A 2,123-nucleotide genomic window follows, 5' to 3' on the forward strand; every position below is an offset into this window, starting at 1 on the left:
GCAGCGAGGCGCGCAGCAGTTCGAGCTGGCCGCGTGCGCGCGCGGTGTCGATGGGCCCCACCCTGCCGGCCTGCTGCAGCCGCTGCGCGAGCTGCACGGCCTCCTCCTGCAGCCGCACCGACTCATGGGCGCTGCGCAAACGCAAGCCGGTGGCGCAGGCCTCGGCATAGGCCCTGGCGGTGCCGCCGGCGACGTTGACACGCACCAGGTCGACGGCGGCCTGTGCCGCGCCGCTGCCGGCCTCGGCCGCCTCGATGGCGCGGCGCAATTGGCCGAACAGGTCGAGCTGGTAGGACAGGTTCGCGCTCGCACCATAGGTGAAGCGGCTCGGCGGTTCGTAGTCCTTCTGCACGAGCGTCAGCCCCGAGACATGGCCGAAGCCGGGGCCGCCGCTCAGGGCCAGCGTCGGGCGCTCCGGCCCGCGCACCTCGGCCTCGAGCGCCTGGTCGCGCTCGAAATTGGCGATGGCCTGCCGCAGGTCGGTGTTGTGCGAGAAGGCCCGCGCGACCAGTACGTCCAGCTGCGGGTCCTGGTAGAGATGCCACCAGTTCGGCGGCAGGGCCGCGTCCGCCGCGTTGCCTTCGGCCGACAGGAACGGTCCCGCAGAGGCCGCCTGCGCGGGCGCGAGCGCGGCCGGCGCGACATAGTCGGGACCGACGGGCGAGTGGGCACAGCCGGCCAGCAACACACCCGCCGCGGTGACAACCAGAAGTCGATGAAGGCGACTCATCCAGGAAGCTCCGAGCGACGAGCCGCGGCTGCCGTCTCCGGCGCCGCCGACGCCCCGAGCACCTGCACCGTGACCGTCTGGCCCGTGACCAGCCGCGTGCCCGCCGGTATCGCGTCCAGCTTCACGCGCACGGGCACGCGCTGCGCGAGCCGTACCCAGTTGAAGGTCGGGTTCACGCTGGGAAGCAGGTTGGCGCCGGTGCTGCGATCGCGATCGGCGATGCCGGCCGCGATGCTCTCCACGGTGCCTTCGAGTGCGCCGGCGTCCATGGGCGTCACGCGCACGCGGTCGCCCAGGTGGATGCGAGGCAGCTTGTTCTCCTCGAAATAGCCTTCGACGTAGACCGACCCCGCATCCACCAGCGCCATCACCGGATGGCCGGCGCTCGCATAGGCGCCTTGCCGCAGGTCGAGATTGGTCACGAGGCCATCGGCGGGGGCATACACCTGCGTGCGGCGCAGGTTCAGCCGCGCGGTGTCCAGCGCGACCTGGGCCTGCCGCAGCGCCACTTCGGCCGCGCGCAGCGTGCCGTTCGCCTGGTCCAGCCGCGCACGGGACTGCTCGCGAAGCTCCTGCGAGACCAGCTCGCCCAGGCCCGCATTGCGGTTGTTCTCGCGCTGTGCCTGCGCGATGAGGATGCGCTGGTTGTCGAGCGCGACGGCCTGCGCGGCGACGGCGGCCTCGGCCTGCTGCACGGCCAGTTCGAAACGGGCCTTGTCCAGCGAGAACAGCGGCGCGCCGGCGGCGACGAACTGGTTGTCGCGCACCGCGACATCGGTCACCAGGCCGGACACGTCGGGCGCGACCTGCACGACTTCTGCGCGCACGCGTCCGTTGCGGGTCCAGGGGGCCAGCTCGTAGTGGTCCCACAGTTGCCAGGCGGCCCAGCAGGCCGCCGCGACGGCCGCCAGGGTGACGAGCAGCCGGATGCCGCGGCGGGCAAAGGCGGGAAAGGGAATGGCGTCAGGTTTCATGGAGAAGGAATGCAATGCGAAGCTCGGGGATCAGGTGGCGAAGACGCCGGTGAAACGGGCCAGGGCGAAGAGCAGCAGCACGTACACCGCCAGGTCGAACAGCGCCGGATGCCATACCCAGCGGTAGACGCCGGCCAGCGCCAGCAGGCGGCGCAGCGCCCAGGAACACGCCAGCGCGCCGCCGTTCAGCAGCATCAGCCCCGGCAGGTACACGCCGTGGAAACTCGTTTCGATCATGGGTGGAGCGCGCCCTGGGCCGCTGGAAAGAGATTGCGTCGAAGGCCCACGAGCGCGGCGATGGCGGCGCCGTCAGGCTGCGCGGCATCGCCATGCAGCGCGTCGAACAGCAGGCGGTCGATCTGCGGCAGCAGCGGTTCATGGCGCCGTGGCGCTCCCGCGGCCTGGGCGCGAAAGACCCG

4 protein-coding genes are annotated in these 2,123 nt (G+C 71.7%); 1 reads left to right on the forward strand and 3 read right to left on the reverse strand.

Going from position 1 to position 2,123, the window contains the following annotated elements; translation table 11 throughout:
* From AC27VN_RS39645 to AC27VN_RS39655, 3 genes are all read right to left on the reverse strand, one after another.
* A partial coding sequence (locus AC27VN_RS39645; protein ID WP_490880237.1) for a TolC family protein occupies positions 1 to 730 on the reverse strand: 730 nt, incomplete at its 3' end.
* Positions 727 to 1,704: an HlyD family secretion protein gene (locus AC27VN_RS39650; RefSeq protein ID WP_490880238.1), complete on the reverse strand. Its 978-nt coding sequence runs from the start codon at positions 1,702 to 1,704 to the stop codon at positions 727 to 729. The genes AC27VN_RS39645 and AC27VN_RS39650, both read right to left, overlap by 4 nt.
* Before the next feature lie 30 nt (positions 1,705 to 1,734).
* Positions 1,735 to 1,941: a DUF1656 domain-containing protein gene (locus AC27VN_RS39655; protein WP_490880239.1), complete on the reverse strand. Its 207-nt coding sequence runs from the start codon at positions 1,939 to 1,941 to the stop codon at positions 1,735 to 1,737.
* A gap of 2 nt (positions 1,942 to 1,943) precedes the next feature.
* Here AC27VN_RS39655 and AC27VN_RS39660 point away from each other — a divergent pair.
* Positions 1,944 to 2,123 (forward strand): hypothetical protein (locus AC27VN_RS39660; RefSeq protein WP_490880240.1); only part of this gene is annotated, 180 nt, incomplete at its 3' end.

The organism is Variovorax sp. 20P10.2.4, assembly GCF_058244205.1.

What these genes read in the sequence shown, in the direction of transcription:
- AC27VN_RS39650 (WP_490880238.1), bottom strand. Translation starts at nt 1,704, where the DNA reads ATGAAACCTGACGCCATTCCCTTTCCCGCCTTTGCCCGCCGCGGCATC.
- AC27VN_RS39655 (WP_490880239.1), bottom strand. Translation starts at nt 1,941, where the DNA reads ATGATCGAAACGAGTTTCCACGGCGTGTACCTGCCGGGGCTGATGCTG.